This is a genomic window from Streptomyces sp. NPDC056231 (assembly GCF_048270745.1).
GTDB lineage: Bacteria > Actinomycetota > Actinomycetes > Streptomycetales > Streptomycetaceae > Streptomyces.
The window spans coordinates 89,315-109,855 of sequence record NZ_JBLVKW010000019.1 but is presented as its reverse complement, the minus strand read 5'-3'; the positions used below and the strand labels follow the sequence as shown (position 1 = coordinate 109,855).

Annotated in this window: 15 protein-coding genes and 3 pseudogenes; 8 read left to right on the top strand and 10 right to left on the bottom strand. The window is 68.4% G+C overall.

Going from position 1 to position 20,541, the window contains the following annotated elements; translation table 11 throughout:
* The first annotated feature begins 560 nt into the window (after positions 1 to 560).
* Positions 561 to 1,304 (top strand): beta-phosphoglucomutase family hydrolase, encoded by a 744-nt coding sequence (locus tag ACNPQM_RS17655; RefSeq protein WP_418084736.1) that lies wholly within the window; start codon positions 561 to 563, stop codon positions 1,302 to 1,304.
* On the top strand, positions 1,301 to 3,682 hold the full coding sequence (locus ACNPQM_RS17650; protein WP_418084735.1) for a glycoside hydrolase family 65 protein: 2,382 nt from the start codon (positions 1,301 to 1,303) through the stop codon (positions 3,680 to 3,682). The genes ACNPQM_RS17655 and ACNPQM_RS17650 overlap by 4 nt, the downstream gene beginning before the upstream one ends.
* A gap of 676 nt (positions 3,683 to 4,358) precedes the next feature.
* On the opposite strand, the gene ACNPQM_RS17645 is transcribed toward ACNPQM_RS17650, so the two are convergent.
* The gene (locus tag ACNPQM_RS17645) at positions 4,359 to 4,715 is read right to left on the bottom strand and encodes a DUF488 domain-containing protein (protein ID WP_418084734.1); all 357 of its coding nucleotides are present in this window, start codon (positions 4,713 to 4,715) and stop codon (positions 4,359 to 4,361) included.
* A gap of 804 nt (positions 4,716 to 5,519) precedes the next feature.
* Between ACNPQM_RS17645 and ACNPQM_RS17640 the strand changes: the two are divergent.
* A pseudogene (locus tag ACNPQM_RS17640) lies at positions 5,520 to 5,642 on the top strand (DUF488 domain-containing protein); the annotation flags it as partial.
* Between the two features lie 147 nt (positions 5,643 to 5,789).
* Positions 5,790 to 6,197 carry an STAS domain-containing protein gene (locus ACNPQM_RS17635; RefSeq protein ID WP_418084733.1) on the top strand — a complete coding sequence of 136 codons (408 nt, stop codon included), beginning with the start codon at positions 5,790 to 5,792 and terminating at the stop codon, positions 6,195 to 6,197.
* A gap of 242 nt (positions 6,198 to 6,439) precedes the next feature.
* Here ACNPQM_RS17635 and ACNPQM_RS17630 read toward each other — a convergent pair whose 3' ends face one another.
* The 6 genes from ACNPQM_RS17630 to ACNPQM_RS17605 form a co-directional block, all read right to left on the bottom strand.
* On the bottom strand, positions 6,440 to 7,609 hold the full coding sequence (locus ACNPQM_RS17630) for a PP2C family protein-serine/threonine phosphatase (RefSeq protein WP_418084732.1): 1,170 nt from the start codon (positions 7,607 to 7,609) through the stop codon (positions 6,440 to 6,442).
* Between the two features lie 304 nt (positions 7,610 to 7,913).
* On the bottom strand, positions 7,914 to 8,321 hold the full coding sequence (locus ACNPQM_RS17625; protein ID WP_418084731.1) for a universal stress protein: 408 nt from the start codon (positions 8,319 to 8,321) through the stop codon (positions 7,914 to 7,916).
* A 546-nt stretch (positions 8,322 to 8,867) separates the two neighbouring features.
* Positions 8,868 to 9,524: a TMEM175 family protein gene (locus tag ACNPQM_RS17620; protein WP_358859698.1), complete on the bottom strand. Its 657-nt coding sequence runs from the start codon at positions 9,522 to 9,524 to the stop codon at positions 8,868 to 8,870.
* Positions 9,525 to 9,751: 227 nt separating this feature from the next.
* Complete coding sequence (locus ACNPQM_RS17615) at positions 9,752 to 10,831, bottom strand: MerR family transcriptional regulator (RefSeq protein ID WP_418084730.1); 1,080 nt, start codon at positions 10,829 to 10,831, stop codon at positions 9,752 to 9,754.
* Between the two features lie 734 nt (positions 10,832 to 11,565).
* Positions 11,566 to 12,579, bottom strand: coding sequence for a BtrH N-terminal domain-containing protein (locus ACNPQM_RS17610; RefSeq protein WP_418084729.1), 1,014 nt, complete (start codon positions 12,577 to 12,579; stop codon positions 11,566 to 11,568).
* The gene (locus ACNPQM_RS17605) at positions 12,576 to 13,382 is read right to left on the bottom strand and encodes a MerR family transcriptional regulator (RefSeq protein ID WP_418084728.1); all 807 of its coding nucleotides are present in this window, start codon (positions 13,380 to 13,382) and stop codon (positions 12,576 to 12,578) included. Before ACNPQM_RS17605 ends, ACNPQM_RS17610 begins: the two co-directional genes overlap by 4 nt.
* Positions 13,383 to 13,566: 184 nt before the next feature.
* Here ACNPQM_RS17605 and ACNPQM_RS17600 point away from each other — a divergent pair, with 184 nt between their 5' ends.
* Complete coding sequence (locus ACNPQM_RS17600; RefSeq protein WP_418084727.1) at positions 13,567 to 14,277, top strand: DUF4232 domain-containing protein; 711 nt, start codon at positions 13,567 to 13,569, stop codon at positions 14,275 to 14,277.
* A 337-nt stretch (positions 14,278 to 14,614) separates the two neighbouring features.
* Here the strand turns inward: ACNPQM_RS17600 and ACNPQM_RS17595 are convergent.
* The 3 genes and pseudogenes from ACNPQM_RS17595 to ACNPQM_RS17585 form a co-directional block, all read right to left on the bottom strand.
* Positions 14,615 to 14,798 (bottom strand): annotated as a pseudogene (locus tag ACNPQM_RS17595) (ISAzo13 family transposase); the annotation flags it as partial.
* 594 nt (positions 14,799 to 15,392) lie between these two features.
* Entirely contained in the window at positions 15,393 to 16,559 is a 1,167-nt protein-coding gene (locus ACNPQM_RS17590) for a hypothetical protein (protein ID WP_418084726.1), read from the bottom strand.
* On the bottom strand, positions 16,556 to 17,233 hold the full coding sequence (locus tag ACNPQM_RS17585) for a DsbA family oxidoreductase (RefSeq protein ID WP_418084725.1): 678 nt from the start codon (positions 17,231 to 17,233) through the stop codon (positions 16,556 to 16,558). Before ACNPQM_RS17585 ends, ACNPQM_RS17590 begins: the two co-directional genes overlap by 4 nt.
* Before the next feature lie 89 nt (positions 17,234 to 17,322).
* Here ACNPQM_RS17585 and ACNPQM_RS17580 point away from each other — a divergent pair, with 89 nt between their 5' ends.
* The 3 genes and pseudogenes from ACNPQM_RS17580 to ACNPQM_RS17570 all read left to right on the top strand — a co-directional run bounded on the left by ACNPQM_RS17580 (position 17,323) and on the right by ACNPQM_RS17570 (position 20,507).
* Entirely contained in the window at positions 17,323 to 17,883 is a 561-nt protein-coding gene (locus ACNPQM_RS17580) for a TetR/AcrR family transcriptional regulator (RefSeq protein WP_418084724.1), read from the top strand.
* 87 nt (positions 17,884 to 17,970) lie between these two features.
* Positions 17,971 to 18,236: pseudogene (locus tag ACNPQM_RS17575) on the top strand (transposase); the annotation flags it as partial.
* 381 nt (positions 18,237 to 18,617) lie between these two features.
* Positions 18,618 to 20,507: an amidohydrolase gene (locus ACNPQM_RS17570; protein ID WP_418084723.1), complete on the top strand. Its 1,890-nt coding sequence runs from the start codon at positions 18,618 to 18,620 to the stop codon at positions 20,505 to 20,507.
* Positions 20,508 to 20,541 lie beyond the last annotated feature (34 nt).

Below are 20,541 nucleotides of genomic sequence, written 5' to 3'. Positions count from 1 at the left end.
AAGGCCGAGATGGTCGGGGTGCGACCAGCCGGTCCCGGCCGGGGCGTGGACGGTGCGTCAGCGCGTCAATCGGTAATCCGGTCCTGCTCGGAGACAGCAGCGACGAGCGGTGGACGGTAGCACTGGCTCCACATCGCTGGTTAGAAATACGGCTCTCCCGTGGCCTGTTGAAGACTGGAGAGATGAACTGGCGAAGATCGCCCGGGAGACGGTGACTGGACCGCAAGGCGGTCCACAACTACCCGCCGGCGCCGAGCCCGACGACCTCGCCGCGCCTGCCTGCAAACACGCCAGGACGATACGGACCACGGGCCGTATCGACGCCGTCCGACGCCTGCAGAAGGTAGCCCTGAAGCCCGCACGAGCAGCTTCTCAGAGGCGCTTGCTCCGCTCATGGCTGACACCGAGCTCCGGCCACTGGAGGGCGAGTCAGCCGAGCAACCTTTCATCGTCCGAGCCTGCGCGTTGTCACCTCGCCTGAGCCTGCTCAGACAGCCGACGTCGGCTCGCTGTTTACTGACTGGAGGGATAAAAGGCAACAAAGCGGGCATACGGAGGTCATGCGGAAAGTTGGTCTTCCGGATGTCATACGCGCCTGTCTGTTCGATATGGATGGCGTGCTCACCAAGACTGCCATGGTGCACGACGCGGCCTGGAAGGAAACCTTCGACGACTTCCTGCGGCGCCGGGAGGGCCCCGGTTTCCGGCCTTTCGACGCGGTCGCCGACTACGACGAGTACGTCGACGGCCGTCCGCGCGCCGACGGCGTAAGGGCCTTCCTGGACTCGCGCGGGATCAAGCTGCTGGAAGGCTCGGACGACGACCCTCCGGAGCTGGACACGGTGCACGGTCTCGGCAACCGCAAGAATGCACTGCTGCTGGAAAAGATCCGCACCGAGGGGGTTGAGGCGTACCCGGGCTCCGTCCGCTACGTCGAGGCCGTGCGGGCGGCCGGGCTGTCCACCGCTGTAGTCTCCTCCAGCGCCAACGCCCATGATGTCCTGGCATCGGCCGGGATCCAGGCGCTCCTCGACGTACGGATCGACGGCATCGTCGCCGCCGAGCGCAAGCTGCCCGGCAAACCGCACCCGGACACCTTCCTCGAAGCAGCACACGACCTCGGTGTCGAGCCCGGCGCGGCCGCGGTCTTCGAGGACGCCCTGGCCGGAATGGATGCCGGGCGGTCCGGCCACTTCGGATACGTCGTCGGAGTCGACCGGGCCGGTCAGGCCGACGCACTGCGCGAGCACGGCGCCGACATCGTCGTGGGCGACCTCGCCGAACTGCTGGAGGACCGAGTGTGATTACTCATTCCGCTTACGTGGTCGAACCCTGGTGTGTGCGAGAGACCGGGCTCGACTGGGATGTTCTGGCACAGAGCGAATCGGTCTTCACCTTGTCCAACGGGCACATCGGTTGGCGCGGCAACCTGGAGGAGGGCGAGCCGCACGGCCTGCCCGGCAGCTACCTCAACGGCGTCTACGAGCGGCATCCGCTGCCGTACGCGGAGGCGGGCTACGGCTACCCGGAGTCCGGCCAGACGGTCATCAATGTCACCAACGGCAAGTTGATCCGTCTCCTCGTCGACGACGAGCCGTTCGACCTGCGCTACGGAGAGCTGCGTTCTCACGAACGGGTACTGGATCTGCGCAGCGGGCTGCTGCACCGGACCTGCGAATGGACCTCGCCGGCCGGCAAGACCGTACGGGTGCGCTCCACCCGCCTGGTTTCTTTCACCCAGCGGGCCATCGCTGCGATCACCTACGAGGTGGAACCACTGGACGACGAGGTAGAGCTCGTCATCCAGTCCGAACTCGTCGCCAACGAGCAACTGCCCACCCTGACCGGTGACCCGCGAGTTGCCGCCGCCCTGGAGTCCCCGCTGCAGTCAGAGGAGCACAGCGCCCACGACCTACGGCTGCGCCTGGTGCACTGCACCGCCGACAGCGGCCTGCGGGTCGCCGCCGCCGCCGACCACATCGTGCGGGGCCCGGCGTCCACCCAGACCTCCGCCGAGAGTGTGGGCGACGTGGCCCGGCTCACCGTGATCACCGATCTCCAGCCCGGCGAGACGCTCTGTCTGGAGAAGTTCGTCTCCTACGGCTGGTCGGGCGCGCGCTCGCTGCCGGCCCTGCGGGACCAGGTGGAGGCGGCACTTGCAGGCGCTCGCAGCAGCGGCTGGCAGGGGCTGGTCCACCAGCAGCGGGCGTTCCTGGACGACTTCTGGGGACACGCCGATGTCGAGGTCGATGGTGATGCGGAGATCCAGCAGGCCGTCCGGTTCGCCCTCTACCACGTGCTACAGGCTGCTGCCAGAGCCGAGCAGCGGGCGATCCCGGCCAAGGGCCTGACCGGCTCCGGATACGACGGGCATGTCTTCTGGGACTCCGAGATCTTCGTCCTGCCGCTGCTCAGCTTTGTCTACCCGGGCTGCGTCGCCGATGCCCTGCGCTGGCGCCAGGACACCCTGCCGGCGGCTCGGGCCCGCGCCCGAGAGCTTGGTCTGAACGGCGCGGCCTTCCCTTGGCGGACCATCGACGGGGCTGAGTGTTCCGGATACTGGCCCGCCGGCGCCGCGGCCTTCCATATCAACGGTGACATCGCCCATGCCGTGCTGCGCTACGTCTCCCTCACCGAGGATGTGGAGTTCGAGCGCGAGACCGGCGTGGAGTTGCTGGTGGAGACCGCCCGGTTGTGGCACTCGCTCGGCCATCACGACTCGAACGGCCGCTTCCATATCGACGGGGTCACCGGGCCGGACGAGTACAGTGCGGTCGCCGACGACAACGCCTACACCAACCTGATGGCCCAGGAGAACCTGCGGGCCGCCGCCGATGCCGCCGAGCGCCACACCGAGCAGGCGGCGGCCCTCGGGGTCGATGAGGCGGAGACCGCCGCCTGGCGGGACGCGGCCAAGGCGATGACGGTGCCCTACAACGGCGCGTTGGGCATCCATGAGCAGTCAGCGGGGTTCACCAGCCACCAGGTATGGGACTTCGCCGCCACTGGACCGGACGACTATCCGCTGATGCTGCACTCCGCGTACTTCGACCTGTACCGCAAGCAGGTGGTCAAGCAGGCGGACCTGGTGATGGCGATGTACCTGCACGGCGACGCCTTCACCCCGGAGCACAAGGCCCGCAATTTCGCCTACTACGAGCCCCTCACCGTCCGTGACTCGTCCCTGTCCGCCTGCGTCCAGGCGGTGATCGCCGCCGAGGTGGGACATCTGCGTCTGGCCTACGACTACCTCGGGGAGGCGGCGCTGATGGATCTGGACGATCTGGAGAAGAACACCCGCGACGGCCTGCACATCGCTTCCCTGGCGGGCTCCTGGATCGCACTGGTCGCCGGCTTCGGCGGGCTGCGTTACCACGAGGAAACCGTACGTTTCGCTCCCAGGCTCCCCGAGAAGCTCAGTCGGCTGGCCTTCTCCGTCCATGTGCGACAGCGGTGTCTGCGCGTCGAGATCACCAGTTCTCGGGCCACGTACACCCTGGTGGAGGGAGAACCGCTCCAGATCAGACACTGCGGGGAGCTGCTGACCATATCCCGCGGCACCCCGCAGTCACGGCCCGTCGAACCACCGGCCGCCCTGCCGGAGCCCTCTCAACCGCCCGGACGCCGCCCCGGGCGCCCCTCACCTGCCCGAGCCGACGTTGACCGCGGCGCTCTCGGCTAGTGAAGCCATGAGTGCCTCGGCAAAAGTCGCGGCAGCGCCCGCTTTGGCTAAATTGGTGGCTAAGAGGAGTTCAGGGCTGTCCCGCAATTTCCGGCGGGCGCGCGGCGTCGGCTACGGCGCCTCGCCGTGTTGTCGGAACGCCCGAATACTTCCGGTATGCGGGCGCCCCTCCGCCTTGCAATGCACCGCATCCGACGCCTCGCGCCGATCCACCGGAGATCACAGAAGCCCTTGGCCCGACAGGTCCGCAGGCCCCGGCCGGCCGCAGTCATTCCCATGAAATGATGCGTAGTCAAGGGCTTGAGTGGACGGGCGGTACATCTCCCCGGACACCTAGTACGACAGTGATTGCAGGCCGTTCCAGCCGCAGGTGCACTACTTCGTCGGCGGTGCCACCAAGCTGTACGGCGCGGCGCTGTACCAGCTTCGGCCAGAAGTCTTCGGGGAGATTCAGCACGCGGACGGCGTGTCCCCAGAGGCGACCGCTCACGGGGGCGATAGGCGTTGCGGTGATTGACTCGCGACTCGCTCGTCGCCGACCTGCCCATATTCCGCGTTGCAGAGGGCGGCAGATGTACTCCGACAGCATCTCGACAGTCCGGCCACGCCAGTTCGGGCCCGGGGCCCCGGCGCCTGGTTTCCGGCGTGCTCGGCCGCTGGCCGCGGTCCGCGTGTCCTACTCCGAACGCATCAGCTGCACGAGAACTTCTGCCTCGCTGTGCTCGAGGTCCTTCGTCGCGGTCAGCAACGTCACAGGCCCGGTCCGGGCCTCGTCACGCAGGTGATGCAACGCCTCGGCCCGGTCCGGTTCTGTCAGCTCGGTCTCGTAGCGGCGCTTGAACTCGGCGAACTTGGCAGGCTGATGGCCGTACCAACGGCGCAGCTCATTGGACGGAGCCACCGCCTTGAGCCACTCGTCCAGGTGGGCCTTTTCTTTGGACAAACCGCGAGGCCATAGTCGGTCCACCAATACGCGTGTGCCGTCGGACGGTCCGGCTTCCTCATAGACGCGGCGCGCGTGTACATCTTGCATGGCACCGTCACCCCTTCTCGAGTCCCGGACGTCCGCACCGCCCGCCGACTCGGCCTGCCGTGTCGTACGGTTCTCACACATTATTGCCTTCAGTCAATCGGTTCGCTCTCCAGTCGGCACGCCTGGGCGCCACGACGGACGGGCACCAGGGCCACTCAACGATGAGGGGACACCGATGTTGGGTGCGCGGGTGGACATGAAGCGTGCGTGGCACCGATGGGCGCGTTGACGATGCTTGCATCAAATCGATGTTTCCCTGGGCAGGCCGGTTCGGTGCTGTTGGTCGAATACGGTCCACAAGATCGGCCTTGACCAGGCCATATCCTCAGTGATCGCCCCGTCCGGGAGCCCCAGGCCGTCCACGACCCCGGTGGCCACTGCTGCGTCCAGTTCGCGCGAGGACCTCATGCGGGGAGACCGTCCGTGCGGGAAAATCGTGTGACTCGAGCGGGACGTCTGCTGGGCACACCATGCTCCTCGTCAATGCGCCGCCCTGGACGGCGCCGCTCTCCACCGGGCGGCGCTTCATGACCGACCCTGCCGAGCCCCGACGGGTTCGCGTCACCAATCCCCGATAAGAGTGCCCGGCAGTAGGCTTCGCGGCGTCGCAGGGCCGGTGCACGCACCTCGCGGCGTTGTCGTCAATCACCAACGCTCCGCGTTGGCTCAATCCTCCGCCCTGCGAAGCACGCACCCCAGCCCCGCTCCTTCACCCGCGCTGCCTACTGCCGGGCACTCTAAAATGGGCGAGTCGGGAACGTCCGCTTCCAGCAAGGGTACGGAGCCATCCACCCGCTCAAGGCCGAGGCGGCCGAGCATCTGTGTAACCTGGCAACACACAACAAGCTCATGCTGCTGACCGCCACCAAGGACGTGGACCTCAGCCAGGCCGCTGTTCTCGCCGAGTGGCTGACCAAGAGCCGGTGACCATCACGCAGGACGCCAGCGGTGACGGTTTCCGTCAGTCCGCGCCAACCGGTCCGTGGCAGACCGCGATCGGGATGTGGGTTGGTCGTCCAGGCCTCGTCGTGCTGGCGGATCCTGCACCATCCAAAGAAGTGAAGAAGGATGGCCATGCGAACGAACATCGTCCGGCACGAAAGCATGATCGTGAGCTATGACGTGGTTGACGGCTGGACCGTTGTGGAGGTCGACGGTGAGGTGGACGCCCATACCGCGCCCATGATCCGTGACGCCGTGATCAAGCTTCTCAATGAGGGACGCCGCCACTTCGTTCTGGACCTGGGTTTCGTCGGCTTCATGGATTCGATGGGGTTGGGCGTGATCGTGGCGATCACGAAACGCATCCGTGAACACGACGGCTCGCTGCATATCGCGTCCGTGTCGAGCCGGGTGCTCAAGATCTTCGACCTCAGCGGCATGCGCGAAAGCTACGAAATCTACCCCTCGGTGGCGGAAGCGGCACAGTCAGTCCCCTCGCCCGGCAGCCTCGCGCACTGGCCGCACCCCACCTCCGACTGAGGAAAGCGCGGCGCCGCCGAGCGGGGTGTCCGGATGGCGGCCGACCCGTGGTGGGTTCACGGCTGCGTGTGGGGCTCTGTCTCCTTCATGGCGTGCAGGGCTGGGCGTAGGAGCCGCCTGCGCGCATCTCGACCGCGTCCCAGACCGCTTCCATGATCTCCTGCGGGCGGCCCCGTTGCGCTGGGCCGGGCGGGTGTGCCCCTGGCTGCAGCACGGGCACCGGGTCACATGGGCGACGGCGATCAGTCCGAGGGGATACGCAGGGCCAGCAGGGCCACGTCGTCGTCGAACACTTGCCGGCTTCGGCTGATCAGACTGTCGCACAGCTCCTCCAGCGGTGCCGTGGCCAGGCGGGCGGCCTGTTCGGCCAGGTCACCCAGCCCGGTGTCGATGTCCTGGTCGCGGCGCTCGACCAGCCCATCGGTGAACAGCAGCAGCGTGCTGCCGGGCGGGAGGGGGTGGTCGTGGCTGTACCGGGAGACGGACGCGTCTATGCCCACCGGGATTCCGTGACGGGCGGGCGCCAGGTAACGCGTGCTGCCATCCGCACCGACCAGCAGCGGCGGCAGATGCCCGGCGTTGCTCCAGCCGAAGGTGTACCCCCCGCCCTCTGCACGGCCGTGCTCGATGCGGCCGAATACCAGGGTGGCCGTGGGCGGGTCGTCGAACATCGTCAGCGCGTAGTCCAGTTTTGACATGATCAGGCCGGGCGGCCCGCATCGGTCGAGGGCGATCGCCCGCAGCATGTTGCGGATCTGTCCCATCAGCGGGGCGGCCTCCACGTCGTGACCGGTCACGTCACCCACCACGACGCAGGTGGCGCCATCGGGCAGGACCATGGCGTCGTACCAGTCCCCGCCCAGCCTCGGCAGTTCGGACGCGGGTTCATAACGGGCCGCGGCCTCGAAGGGCGAAAGGTCGGGAAGGACAGGCAGCATGCGGCGCTGAAAGTGCTCGGCGGCGCGTTTGAGCTGTTGATACAGGCGGGCGTTTTCGAGGCTGACGCCCGCGGCACTGGCCAACGCCGTCAGCAGGCCCTCGTCATCGTCGTCGAAGGGCGTGCCATCCAGCTTGTCGGCGACATAGAGGTCACCGTAAACCGTGCCGCGCACCACGAGCGGAACGCCCAACAGGGTCCGCATGACCGGATGCCCCGGCGGGAAGCCAACCGAACGAGGGTGCGCGGCCACATCCGCCACCCGCAACGGTTCCCGGTCGTCCGCCATTGTGTGCAGCAGCCCATGGCCCTGCGGCAGGCCCAAGGCCGCGCACAGGTGCGGATCGTCGACGCCCACGGTGATCAGGTCGATGATCTTGCCGCCCTCCGAGAGCACCCCCAGTGCCCCATAGCGCGCGGCAACCAGGTCGGTGGCCGCCTCGACGATGCGGTGCAGCACGGTACGGGTGTCCATGTCGGCGCTGACCGCACCGACCGCGTCCAGCAGGCGCCGCAGTCGGTGCCGGTCCAGAGCACGCTGCGGCGGCCGCACGGCCACGCCGTCCCGGGCCTGGCCCCGCCCCCGCTTCTGCCACGGACTGTGCGCCATGGTGCTTCCTCCCGGCGCCGTCGGGCGAGGTCATCATGTCGCCCTGCCTTGTCACACTACGCGCTCACCCGACCGGGAGCAGGCCGAGGCGGCACGCCGTCCTGTGCCCGCCGCAGGAGGCTGCTGTGTCCGGCTCCCTTTTTCTGGGCCGACCGCACGTCGGGCACCATCAGCGCACGATGACGAGGGGGCAGTGTGCATGGCGAGCCATCCACGCCGGTACCGACCCGATGAGCTGGTGCAGTCGGCGCTCCGGGGCGCCGAGCACCAGTACGTCGGCCCGGTGCTCGTCCGCGGGACGGGCCAGTTCGCTGGCCGCATCTCCGGTGCTGGCGGCGGCATGGACGTCCAGCCCGGCCTGCGTGGTCGCGGGGAGGGTGTCGATGACGTCCGCGCGCAGCCAGGCAAGCGCATCGGCCTCCCCCTCGACCACAGGAACGACGGCCGTCCCCGGGGCGTACGACGTGGGGACAGGGCTGATGTACGCGACGAACAGCGGCCGCCAGGTTCGGCGGGCCGCTCCCGTCGCCCACGCCGACGTGCGACGGCCAGCCGTGGATCCGTCGTGGCCCGTCACCACAGGATGCGTCGGAGATCCGGGCGCTCGGGGTTCCTGCTCACTCCATCGGTCACGGCTGGGTTCACACACTCGACGGCGGCACGCCAGGCATCATGCCGATCGCCTCGGTTTGAGTACCGGCCGGTCCGGGGACGCGTCGAGTGCCCATCCGCAGAAATGCGCACCGCACCCGCTTGCGCATCGGGCGATCGCCGACGGAACGTCAAGACAGCAGCCCGGCACGGGTCGACGGCGTCGGCCACGATCGGGGACGGGACGGCACGAGGCGGACCGGCGACCGGGAAGCCGAGACGGGGCGAAGGCGTGGCTGCGCTGTCCGCAACCCCGCGGCCGAGTGCCGCGGTGAGGCGGCCTACCTCGGCGCGGAGCTGACCAGTGACCTGCGCGATGTGCCCAGGCCCCCCGCGCACCGTCTCCACCCACCTGCACCAGCTCTTCCCGAGCTGGGTGTGACTCCCCTGCCGCACTGCGTGACGTACCTCTCGATTAGCTCCATTGCCACTTCGTGATGGCGTCTCTGGCGTCAGTCGTACGGTTGCCGTATCAGGAGGAGCCGTCCCACCCGCCGCGCAGGCCTTCGCTGGTGACGAAGTAGAAGACCGGGAGGAGAACGAACACCGCAATCGCCAGCAATGGTGCGATGAACACTCCAAGAAGCCCGGCGACGGTGTAGGCGAGGGCTCCAGCCCACGAGCGAAGCTGTCCGTGCCGTACGTACGTGTCCTCTACGTCAGGGTCCATCAGCTCGGGTCGCCGGGCGAGCTGGCCGTAGAAGGCCACCCAGCTCAGGCACATCGCTGCGGCAAGGCCGGCGTAGAGAGCAACGGCCACCCGCGCGTCGGAGTCCGCAAGGTCGGTCTGCAGTGCGTCCGCGACCACCGCTGTGGGGAAGGACAGCGCCGCCGTGGTGAGCAGGAGAAACAGGTTGGCAGCATGTAGTCCGCGGTCCATGGCCCTGATGCGGACGAAGGCCTGGTGGTGATTGAGCCAGATCACCGCAACATAGCCGAATGACGCCAGGTAACCGAGGTAGGCAGGCCACTGAGCCAGCAAAGCCCGGCCAAGGCCGCCCGGTTCGTGCGGCGGACCAGCGAGGTTGAGGACCAGAAGCGTGACGGCAATGGCAAACACACCGTCACTGAAGGCTTCGGCCCGTGTGGTCTCGGAACGAGAGAACTTGCGAGGGTAGGTACGGGACAAGGTGGCTCCTGAAGTTCTTGACTCGTGTCCGATGCGGGCGATTTCCGCGCTGCACCAGCTGCCGCTTGCAGCGGTGACGGATCACAAGTATCGGTGCCGTCTCCTTCACCACGTCCGCCGAGAGGCGTGCTGTGCGCTCCAGGACAAGAAGAGGGCGCGGGCGGAGAAGTCAGCTCTCCGCCCGCTCGTGGCCCTCGCAGAGCGGATCTGGTGCACGCCGCTCGCTCCTATTGCTGAAGCTCCGTGACGTCGGCGACCACACAGCTGACGTTGTCGGGGCCGCCGGATCCGTTGGCAAGGGCGATGAGTTCGCGGACCGCCTGCTCGGGCTCACCGATCTCTGAGAGCACCCGGCGGATCTCCCCGGTCGACACGACGGTGGACAGACCGTCGGAGCAGAGCAGGTACCGGTCTCCCTGCTGTGCGTCGTGGAGGCGCATGTCGGGGATGGCGTCGGCTCCGAGGCCCAGAGCCCGTATCAGCAGCGACCGCTGGGGGTGGGAGGCGGCTTCTTCCGGGCTGAGGCGCCCTTCGTCGACCAGCGACTGCACCATGGTGTGGTCGTGGGTGATCTGGAACAGCCCTCCGTCGCGCAGGAGGTAGACGCGGGAATCACCGATGTGGACGAGGGCCAATTGCGATCCGGTCCAGAACATCGCGGTGAGTGTCGTGCCGGCCTCTTCGGGGGAAGAACCGCCCCCGGCGACGCCGCGGACGGCCAGTTTGGCCTGTTCGATCGCGTCTTCAAGGACGTTGAGGAGATTGCCCACCGGGATGCTGTCGGTTTCGAGGTGCTTGAGTGCGTCGACGGCGGCCGCGCTCACGGGGGCTCCCTGGCTGCCGTAGCCGTCGGCGACGGCGAGCAGGCGGGACCCGGCGTAGGCGGTGTCCTGGTTGCTCTTGCGGACAAGGCCCGTGTCGGACAGGGCGGCGTAACGGATTCCGAGGGGTTTGGCGGTCGGGGACATAGCAGGGGCCTTCCGGGACAGGTGGTCGATGAGGAAGGTGGCCAGGTCCCGCCGTGCGGCGGTGTCGGCTTCGACCTGGGCCCAGAACGCGCGGATCTCCCGGGAAGCCGGACCTGCCTCCAGCGTGCAGACCTGCCGGATTCGGGCGAGAGGCATCCCCAGGCGTCGGAGCCAGGCGACCAGTCGGGCCTGGTCCAGTTGCTCCGGCGCGTAGAGGCGGTAGCCGGTCACCGGGTCGACGCGAGTGGGCGGCAACAGGCCGAGCTCGTCGTAAAGACGCAGCGCCTTCGGCGACAGCCGGGACGCCTTCGCGAACGTCCCGATGGTCAGCAACCCCATGCTCGTTCCTCCTCATGCCGAGCACGTCGCCCGGCCACACTTATGCTGTGGGCTCCCCCAAGGTGAAGGTCAACCAAGGACTCCGCTTGGTCCCGTCCGATGGTCTCCCACTCGTTCGGGGAGCGCGTGATCAGCTGAGGACACCGGTCGTTGGGCCTCGATACCGCGCTGGGCTGTGGGTGCGGGTGTGCCTCGCGCAGGGTTCAGGAGGGATTCGGCCGCCCACGCGCCGCGCTGTACCGAGGGGCGCACGCCCATGACGCGGTCGCCTTCCCAGCGGACCGGGACGGTGCGATCCTCGGCCTCGGCGGGCAGGCAGGTCTGCCGCTCAACCGCCTCCGTGATGGCACAGGGCCGGCTGACGTCCGCATGCGTTATGATTGATCTTGGAAGTTCGCCGCAACTCACGGCGACTGACGCTGCGTTGGTGGTCCAAGGAAGGACACCCCGCTTCCTGCGAGGAAATGCAGGTGCAAGGCCTGCCCAGCGCTCGCTCACGAAGCCCTTCCCCGTCGGAGGAAGGGCTTCGTCACGTTGGTGAGAACAGCCTTTCGCGCCAAAGGTGCACCTACATGCCGATTGACGTAGTCACTAGAAACGACGGCACAGCGGGAGCAGACGTTCACCGGGCCTTTGTCGCTGTCTTGTAACAGCCGAGCGGAACCCAGGGCGATGACACCAGGAGCAGCTTGGCGGTGCCGCGAAACCACATTGACGAATTGAAACGCTCACTATCAGGGCTGGATTGCGCTTGGGGTATCACTGTCCAGGCGGCTCAGCGCCTGCATGGCCTCGCGCTCCACTCGTGAAAGATCGCAGATGATGATGCCTGCCTGTACGAGGCATCGCACATCGCCTGATTCACCAGCTTTTCTGATCAGTACTGCGGCTTCCGTCCACAGGGTGGCTGCCTCCGTGTACAGCGCATGACCGGTGCGCAAGTGGCTGCTGTCGAGCAGTTGGGTGCATTCGGCGAGGAAGTCTCGGTAGAGGTTACGGAACAGCGCGCCGCCGGTGCCGGCCTTCTCCATCAAGAAGGCAGCCTGCGGCAGGTCCCGCTCCGGGTTGTCGGTGCGCTGGAGCCATGTGCGTACCAGCTTGCCGGCCTTCTCAATGCCTCGATGGCCGAGGTTGGCGATGGGCGGGTCGAGGAAGGCGTCGGCGCAGGCGGTGACGGCGGGAATGATCTGGCCCTGTGGGGAGGGCGGGTTCCTCGGAGCGGTGAGGGTGAAGGACCGGTGTTTGGCGGTCATCGGACCGCGCGCGGCCCTGGCCTGGGCGAGGCTGGTCAGGCTGGTGGCTACCGCTCCGCCTTGCTGGTCGGTGTCCACCAGGTAGGCATCGTGTTCGTCGTAGCCGTACATGGCGACGACATGACCGCCGAAGTGCACCTTCGACCCGAAGTAGTCCAGGTAGCAGCTGTCGAGCTGCAGCCCGACGGGGTGACCTGCGTCGATGGAGGCCACCACGTTCTCCCATGCCCTGCGGGGCGAGGTGGTCTCCTGGACCAGGAGCTCCACCTTGAGTCTGGTGGCGAGGTTTCTGGTGAGGTCGAACGGCTTGACCCGTCCCCCGAGGAAGGGGAAGCCCATGTTCTTGCTGTCCCAGTAGATGAAGGACAGGCCGGAGCCGAGACCGAAGAGCATGGGCTCGGACAGATCGATTCCTTGGTGCCGCAGCAGCACCCCCAGAGCCGTCGTCTCGCAGTGCTGCCTGCCGCGGGCGTCGATGTCCAATACCGTCGTCATGCCATGCTCTCCTGGACGGGGATGATCAGCCGGGTCATCAGTTCCTGTTGCGGGGCCTCTGCTGGTCCGACGAGATAGGCCTCACGTACGGGTGGTTGTGGGCGCAGTCCGCTCTCGTGGACGGCGGCGAAGAGAGCGTTGTAGGCGAGGGGAAGCTGGGCGTAGGACCCGATGTGCACGGTCTCGGCGACAGGTCCGCCGGGCAGCACCTCGAATTCCAGGCCGGGTGTCCCTTGTCCCTGCGGCGTCTGCGCTCCGACGGCGATCTCCATACGCTCTGCCAGGTCCAGCGAGTACAGGCCCCACAGCGGCGGCTTCCATGCGATTCCCGCCTTCCCAAGCACGGGCAGCAGCCGGCCTACGCATTCCTCGACCCTCTCCCCTGTCTCCGCAGGGGTGCAGACCGCTCGCACCACTGCCAGCCGTCGCTCCGGCTCGCTGTTCATCGTCACCTCATAGCCGGGCACGCCACCCTCCGCCAGCCGGTCAAGCATCTGAAGCCGTGCCTGGTCCCTGCTGATCCGCTCGGCCAGCCGGTCCCGCTCAGTGCGCAGGATCTGCGCCCTGTGCGCAGGCGCGGCAGCCAGTGCCTGGGCGATCACAGCCAAGGGGAGATCCATGTCGCGGAGCAGGGCGATGGTCAAGGCATCACGTGCTTGTTCAGGTGCGTAATAGCGGTAGCCGGAGCCGACGTCCACGCGAGCCGGAGCCAATAGCCCCATCTCGGCGTAGTGCCGTAGCTGCTTGACGCTGAGTCGGCACAGGCGGGCGAAGCGCCCGATGGTGAGAAGTTCGTCTTGCACGCCCTCATGGTGGACTCTCCCACGGTGGGAGAGTCCACCCGCACTCTCGCTCCTGCGGCTCCTACCGGGGTTGCACACTTCTGCCGTCGGTTCCGGCCGCCGCCCTCGCCAGGCGCGGTCCGGAGACCGGAACCCGCGCCGGAGTGGATGATTCGGGAGGCACGGAAGCGAGCAGGCGAGAACCATGGACTCCACTCCGCGAACCATCGCCCCACTGTCCGCACAATCCTTCCGTCCGCGGGGGCGCGGACCGGCCGACAAGAGGCGCGGGCTCCGCCGGTACGCCCTCGTCCCGGTGGCGGTCGTGTCCCTTGCCGTGAGCGCCGCCGGCTGCAACGATGGCGCTTCCCCGTCGGCCGAACCCCCCGGATCGAGCAGGTCGGCCCGCGACAGCGCTGTCCCGGACGCGCCCGTCGCCCCCGGCGAGCCCGCTCCTGCCGGGTCCACCGACCCGCGCACCTCGGCCGCCACATCCGCCCCGGCCACCGGCAGCAGTCCGGGGCGCTGCACGACCGAGGCGCTGACCATGAGCCTGAGGCAGGGCGACGCGGGCGCGGGCCAGATCCACTACCGGCTCACGCTGGTGAACAAGTCCTCGGACTCCTGCACCCTGATCGGCTTCCCCGGGGTCTCCCTGATCAGGCGCGACGGCAGTGTGATCGGCGAACCTGCCGAACGGGAGGGAGCTGCCGGCCGGGTCACCGTCATCGGGGCCGGAGGCTCGGCCGAAGTCACCCTGCACACCCTCAACCGCGGGATCAATGGCTCGAAGTGCTGGGAACGGCCCGACTATCTCCGGGTCTACCCGCCCGGTTCCCGGGAAGCCCTGACCCTGCGCACCGCCCAGCCCCTCATCTGCGGCGGCCTCTTCAGGACGACAGCGGTGAGCGGCTGACGGAAGGCGAGCGGCCGGGGTGGCGTCATCGAGACGCCCTCTCGGCCGACGCCGGGAAGAACGACCCGATCGAGGTGAAGCGGGCGACGGACCACCCTGGCCACTGCCCGACGGGGCGGGGGTACGACGCCACCGACCTCCCGCTCCGGGCCAGCGCCCTTGCCGCTGTCCCCAGCTGCCACCACCGCGGCGAACCGCGCGCACATCGCACCCGGCAGGTTGACCGTTCACGGCAGGCGACTGCTGGTCGACCGTGCCCCGCCGTCCCATGATGCGATGGCTCGGACGATCGCTGCACGCACCCGGCTCCCCACCACGTGGACCGGGACCGAGTCCGCCCCTCTCCGGCTCACCCATCCCAACGAGGGCTCTCCAGAGCCGAGTTCCCGCATACCGGCAGAACCTGTCGCTTCACGGACACCGGCTGCACGGGCGACCGCTCTGATCCCGCCATGGCCGAGGGGCCAGACTTTCGCCCCTATCAAGAGACGGCGCTGCTGCTCGTCGAGGTGCGGCAGAATCGGCCCGAACTTGGCTTAGCGCATCCTGTTGCCCCTCGAACCTGCGCTTCGACTCCGCACGCCTGCGCCGCTTCGATCCCTCGGGGCCGAGGTTCCCGGCCCGGATGTTCGCACGCAACGTCGTGTAGGCGTCAACGACCTTCTTCACCGTGCGGACGGCCGATTGGGCAGCGGGCCCGAACTCGGCCTTCAGGCGAGCGTAGACCAGCTTCTGCAACTCGTTGCGGGACGTGGTGCCGGTCTCGTAAGGCGCTTGTTGCGGTTGTCCAGCTGCCAGGAGTAGTTGACCCCATCGACCTGCGGATTCGAGGGCACGCGGCTGTCCACAATGCGGCCGCTCGCGGCGCACGATGCCGTTCCACCAGCTCGGGACCAGTGCCGCTGCCGGGGCCCGTGATCCGGGCGCGGACCGGCCGACAGGGGCCGACGACGGTCAGCTGCTCGGCGATCTCGGGGGCGGCGACGTCTGTAGGTACGAGACCCGCGTTCGAGGCACCTCTCACGCATGTGAGCGGGCCTCTCGCCAGTCTCGCCGCTGCGCGGTGGCTTTCTGGAAGCCCGCCGGGCTGACAGGGGGCCTGCGGTACCCGGCCATCAGCCGGTTGGTCCGGCAGCGGCGGCGGGCGTAGCGGGGCCACCCAGGCCGAGCCGGTGTCCGAGGCCGACGCCGTGCTGGTAGAGGGCCATTCCTTCAGCGAGCCGGTTCTTCTCCCACGCCCGCAGGGCGCCATCAAGGGACGGAACCTGCTGCAGGGCGGTGAAGAGGGTGATGGCGTCGGCGGCCGCCTTCTCCGCGCTGGCTGCGGTGTGCGGCCGGACCACAAAGGCGGCATCGCCGGTCAGCAGCATCCGGTCGTTGCGCATCCGAGTGACCCGGCCATCGAGGATCGCCTGCGTGAACGGCTCCCTGGTGTGCTCCACGAGCTCACGCATGGGCTCGGGAAGCAACCTCCGAGTGCGGTCCAGGAGCTCGTCATGCACTCGCGGGGCGATCAGCCCCGGGGGCAGGGAGAGTCCGTGGGCGGTGCCGTTCCGGTCGGTGGTGATGCGGTCCAGGCCGGCCGCGTCGGCCCGTACGTACCACACCCAGTTCATCCGGCGCTCTCCCGGCGCGGTCGTGCCGAAGTCGCCCGGGATGAAGTAGCACAGGAACTGGGTGCGGTCCCCGTCGTAGAAGCTGAACCGATCGCGGAAGACTGCGCTCAGGTCCTCGGTGAGGTCAGCCTCGGCGATGACGCCCCGGTAGGCGACGTACCCGGCGTAGCGGGGAGCGCTGTCGGGTGCGACGAGCCCGCGATGGCGGGAAGCAGAGCCGTCGGCGATGACTGCGAGGTCCACGGAGTGGACGGTGTCACCGAGGTGGACGTCCACGCCGTCGTGCCTGGATGCGAGCGCCGTCACTTGCTGCCCGTCGTGGTAGCGCGCGGGGTCGAGGCGGTCGCGCAGGGATGTGTAGAGGGCACCCCAGGAGATCATCTGTTGGCGCATGAGCGTGTGATGGCTTCGCCCGTCCTGGCTGAAGAACTGCCGGTGCGTGACGGGCACGCTGATCCGGTCGGGGTCGACGCCGCAGAACATGTTGAGGAACCAGGCGACGCTCGGCTGGAGCACGATTCCCGCCCCGCGGTCGTCGGGGCGGCCGGAGGACCGCTCCCAGACGGTGACGTCCAGTCCCAGCTCGGTGAGGGCGACCGCCTGGAACAGGCCCCCCAGCGAACCTCCGACGACGCCCACTGACTCAATGTCCGGCACGGTGGTCACAGCGAGCACACTCCGTTCTCGCACACGGCGCCGTCCGGCACCTGGGTGGCGTGGCGTTGAAGGATCTCCACGAGCATGTCGGTGTCGACTGCGCCGTTGAGCGCCTTGTCGCCGATGATCAGCAGCGGCACTCCGCGAAGGCCGATGTATTCGGCGAGTTGTTCGTCCTCCGCCACGGCCGTCTCCACCGCAGGGTCCGTCAGCTGTGCGGCCACGTCGTCGCCGAGCCCCATCTCCTTGCCGATCCGGGCCAGCACGTCCACATCGCCGATGTCCTGCCCCTCGGAGAAGTAGGCCACGAGCAGGCGGTCGGCCATTGCCGCACTCGACTGTGCGCTCTGCTCGGCCAGCGCGATCAGCCGGTGCCCGGCCCGGGTGTTCGGCGTCCTGGTGATCGCCTCGTAGTCGAAGATGATGCCCTCGTCCCGGCCGGCGAGCACCGTGGCCGCGTCGAGCTGCCGCGAGCGCTCCCAGCTGCCGAACTTCTCACTGCGATAGGTGCGCCGGTCCACACCGACCGTCGGCATCGCCGGGTTGAGCTCGAAGGCGTGGTGACGGATGCGGAACTCCTGACCGGTGCGCTCCGTCACGATGCCGACGGCCCGTTGCAGTCGGCGCCCGCCGATGTAGCACCAGGGGCAGATCAGATCGCTGAACACATCAAGGTCGATCATTGGTAGAACCTCCCAATCGAACCGACTAGTCTGTTCGATGAGAACAGCGGTGGAACTTTCCCCATTCCCGCCCTTCACCGGAGGTGCCGATGACCGCTTCTGAGACCACCCGCGCCAGGATCGTCGCGGCGGCGGCCGACCTATTCACCCGCTGCGGCGTGCGCGCCGTGGGCATCAATGAGATCTGGCGCGCCTCCGAGGTGGCCAAATCGACCCTGTACCAGCACTTCCGCTCCAAGGACGAACTCGTCGCCGCTGTTCTGCGCCAACGCAACGACGCATGGTGCGCGCGCCTGCGCGCTCGCGCCGCGGCCGCGACGACGCCTCCGGACCAGCTCCTTGCGATCTTCGACCTGCTGGCCGAGGAGTTCGCCGACCCTGCCTACCGCGGCAGTGATCTGGTGAACGTCGCCGCCGAATACCCCGACCCCGACCACCCCGTGCGTGTCGCTATCCGCGACCACAAACACGAAATCCTCCACTACTTGGGAGCACTCGCCGAGGTAGCGGAGGAGACCGATCCCGAGATGACCGCGGCCACCGTGCTCATGCTCGCCGACGGAGCGGCCTGCGCCCGCGTCAGCCTCGGCGACACTGCCGCCGCCGGCCTGGCCCGGGAGGCGGCGTCGCGTCTGCTGGCACACGCCTAAACAGGACCGGATCACTCGTCGACGCGCTGTGTGCAGGCAAGGCAGGCGGTGCGGGGTCCGCCGCCTGATCCGGCTGCCCTTGCGGGGCCCGCGTCGTGGACCGACGACCGCGAGCGGTACCGCCGGGCCGGTATCGACGACGCGACCGGCTTCGAGACCAAGGGCGTCATGGCGAAAGCAATGGCCGCGCGATCGCGGAGAAGATCCCGTTCGGCTGGGTGTCGGCCGATGCCGCCTACGGCCACAGCAAAGGCTGGCGGCGCGGGCTCGAGCAGGCCGACGTCTTCCACGTCATGGCCACCACCCGGCAGGACTCCGTCGTCACACGCCGGGCCATCGAGCACGTCCTGCACTGATCCAACTGGCGCCGCAGACAACACCAGGCCCGTACCAGCCACTACAAACGACGAGGCCACGCACCACCAGAAGCCGACCTACCGTCACACAAAAGACCGTTGCAGTACTGGGCTGCGAGGGTCTCGGGGACATGCCTGCGTCTGCGCCACGATGCTCCCCGGAACGCATGTTGAATTCTCCCCTCCCTGATGGGAGGGGATTAGCGGTACGGGCGCTCCGCGCCCTGAACCGGATGCGGCGACGCCCCGAGTGCACTGTCGGAACGGTGCCGGTGCACTCTCGGGAAAACCGAGCGCCGTGAGCCGACTTAGCGTGACGACGAAGCGGATCGAGAGCCGTTCGCCCACGTCGAAGGAGGTTTCCGAAAGGTGTCCACGATGCCTGTCGGGGGACTGGTGCCCCGCGCCACCGAGAACGCGGCGGACCTCGTCGTCCGCAATGCGAAGATCCACACGGGAGACCCGTCCCGCCCCGTCGCCCAGGCGATCGCCGTCCGCGACGGCCGTGTCCTCGCCGTCGGCGACGACCACGACATGGCCGGCCATGTCGGCCCCGCGACCCGAGTCGTCGACGCGCTCGGCCGCCGGATGGTGCCCGGGCTCAACGACTCCCATCTCCACGTCATCCGCGGCGGCCTCAACTACGTCCTGGAGCTGCGCTGGGACGGCGTGCGGAGTCTCCGCGAGGGCCTGTCGATGCTGCGCGAGCAGGCCGCCCGTACGCCCAAGGGGCAGTGGGTGCGTGTGGTGGGCGGATGGTCGGCCGAGCAGTTCGCGGAACGGCGGCTGCCGACCGTCGCCGAGCTGAACGCCGCCGCCCCCGACACTCCGGTGTTCGTGCTGCACCTGTACCAGTCGGCGGTGCTCAACCGGGCGGCGCTCAGGGCCGCCGGCTTCACCCGGGACACCCCCGAACCCCGGGGCGGCCAGATCGTACGCGGCCGGGACGGAGAACCGACCGGCATGCTGCTCGCTGCGCCCAGCGCCCTGATCCTCTACTCGACCCTCGCCAAGGCCCCGGTCCTCAACGGCGAGGACAAGAAGGCCTCCACCCGCCACTTCCTCAGGGAACTCAACCGCTTCGGGCTCACCTCGGCCATCGACGCGGCCGGCGGTTTCCAGAACTTCCCCGACAACTACGCCACGGTCGTCGACCTCGCGAAGGCGGGGCAGTTGTCGCTGCGCATCGCCTACCACCTCTTCCCGCAGACCGCGGGTCAGGAGATCGCCGGCCTCACCCGGTGGGTCGAGACGGCGCGCCCCGAGGACGGCGACGAGTGGCTGCGGCTCAACGGCGCGGGAGAAAATCTGACCTGGGCCGCGGCGGACTTCGAGAACTTCGCCCAGCCCCGCCCCGAACTCGCCTCCGATTACGAGGCGGAATTCGAGAAGGCCGTGCGGCTCCTCATGGAGAACGGCTGGGGCTTCCGGCTGCACGCCACCTACGACGAGACCATCCGCAGGGACCTGGCCGTCTTCGAACGGCTCGCCGCCGAAGGCCTGTTCCCGTCCGGCAACCGCTGGCTCTTCGACCACGCCGAGACCGTCACCGAGGACAGCCTGGACCGGATCGCCGCGCTCGGTGGCGCCCTGTCGGTGCAGAACCGGCTGTCATTCCAGGGCGAGGCCTTCGTCCGCCGCTACGGCATCGCCGCCGCCACCGCGCCGCCGATCAGGGCCATGCTGGAGCGCGGCCTGACCGTCGGCGCCGGCACCGACGCCACCCGCGTCTCCACATACAACCCCTGGGTCGCCCTCCACTGGCTGGTCTCCGGCCGCACCGTCGGCGACTGCCTCGTCCGCCCGCCGTCCAACCGGGTCGACCGGCAGACCGCGCTCGCGATGTTCACCACGGCGGGCGCGGAGCTCACCGGCGAACAGGACGTCAAGGGCGTCCTGCGCCCGGGGTACCTGGGCGACTTTGCGGTCCTCTCCGAGGACTGCTTCACCGTGCCGGAGCCCGTGATCCCTCACATCGAGTCCCTGCTCACGGTCGTGGGCGGCCGCATCGTGTACGCCGCCGGCGAATACGAGGGCCTCGACGAGGAAATGCCGCCCGTGACCCCCGCCTGGAGCCCGGTCGCGCACTTCGGTGGCTACCGGTCCGCCGACCCTGCGCGCCTCGGCGGCGTCCGCCAGGCCGAGTTGATCGGCGAGGCCGTCGGCGAGGCCGGCGAGCACCTGCGGTGGCGGGTCCGCCGGGGCCTCGTACCCCAGCGCGGGGACGCGTACGGGGACGGGTTTCTCGACCCCTGTGTCTCCCACTGAAGCCACACCGATTCACCTGTGTATCCACTGTTTC